Below are 1,238 nucleotides of genomic sequence, written 5' to 3'. Positions count from 1 at the left end.
GGTCAACCGCACCGATGCCGTCGATCACGAGCGTGTCGGGACCAAGACCGGTAATGTTACCGCCGATCGTGCCGCCCGACAGATGGACATGCTCGGCGTCTATGCCGCCCGTGATGGTGCCGCCGGTGACCGAGACATTGTCGAAGCCGGCGCCGCCGGAAACGCTGGATCCGATGGCGCCGCCGCTGATGACAATCAGATCGTCACCGACATCGCCGGTGACCTCTCCCGCAAGCACGCCGCCGGAGACCAATATCTGATCGTTGCCGTCGTTGCCTTCCAGAAAACTGTTTATGGTGCCGCCGCGCAGCGTAATAACATCATTGCCGGCACCACCGCTTACCGCACCCGCAAGAGTGCCGCCGGTCATGTCGAAGGTGTCGTCACCATCCTCCAGCCCGACAGAATCTGTGCCCTCCCCACCCTCACCTGGGTCGATGCCGACACTGGCGTTGCCCGAGATCGATACGCTGTCGTCCTGGCTGCCGGCATAGATCGAGCCGTCGACCGTGCCGCCGCTGACGGTATAGGTGTTGCCGCCGCCTTCGCCGAACACCGAGCCGGTCACATGGCCCGCGGTCATGTTGAAAATGTCGGCGCCGCCCGCAAGATCAACGATGCCCGGCGATATGGTTGTGCCGACGGTTCCACCGTCGATGTTGACGGTGTCGTTGCCATCGTTGCCGAAAATGCTGCCGCCTATGGTGGCGTTGCCACTGACCGTTATTGTGTCGTTGCCGGCCTCTCCATCGATATCCAATTCGATTGCGGTATTGCCGCCGATGCTGACCTGGTCGTCGCCGGCCCCGGCATCCACGGCCTCGACGTTGCCTCCCCCTATGGTAATGGTATCACCGCCCTCACCCCCAGAGATGATACCGACGATTGGCTCGCTGAAAAAAACGCCTTCCTCGACCTCGAGGATACCGACCGATATCAGGTCGTCACCGATGCCACCGGTCACATTGCCGACCTGTGTGCCGCTGCCGGATATCACGACACTGTCGACACCATCTCCAAGATCGATGTCGTGGATGCTGCCGGCCTGGATGATAACGGTGTCATCGCCCGCCCCGGCGTCGAGATTGGCGTCGACATTTGGGGCGAACGGATCGCCCGACAAATCCCCATAGGACATCTCGAACCGGTCGTTGCCGCCAAAGAGTTCGAGGGTCCCCTCTGCCGACTGCAAGGATGTCGTTGCCGATGACGTTACCGGCGGCAGGCCACTTATGACG

General features: G+C 61.8%; 1 protein-coding gene. It reads right to left on the bottom strand.

Annotated elements, in window-relative coordinates; genetic code table 11:
* Positions 1 to 1,192 (bottom strand): calcium-binding protein (locus tag EN914_RS35940; RefSeq protein WP_407067834.1); only part of this gene is annotated, 1,192 nt, incomplete at its 3' end.
* Positions 1,193 to 1,238 lie beyond the last annotated feature (46 nt).

This window comes from Mesorhizobium sp. M7A.F.Ca.CA.001.08.2.1 (assembly GCF_003998455.1).
Classification (GTDB): domain Bacteria; phylum Pseudomonadota; class Alphaproteobacteria; order Rhizobiales; family Rhizobiaceae; genus Mesorhizobium; species Mesorhizobium ciceri.
This window is presented reverse-complemented; position numbering and strand designations above follow the sequence as displayed.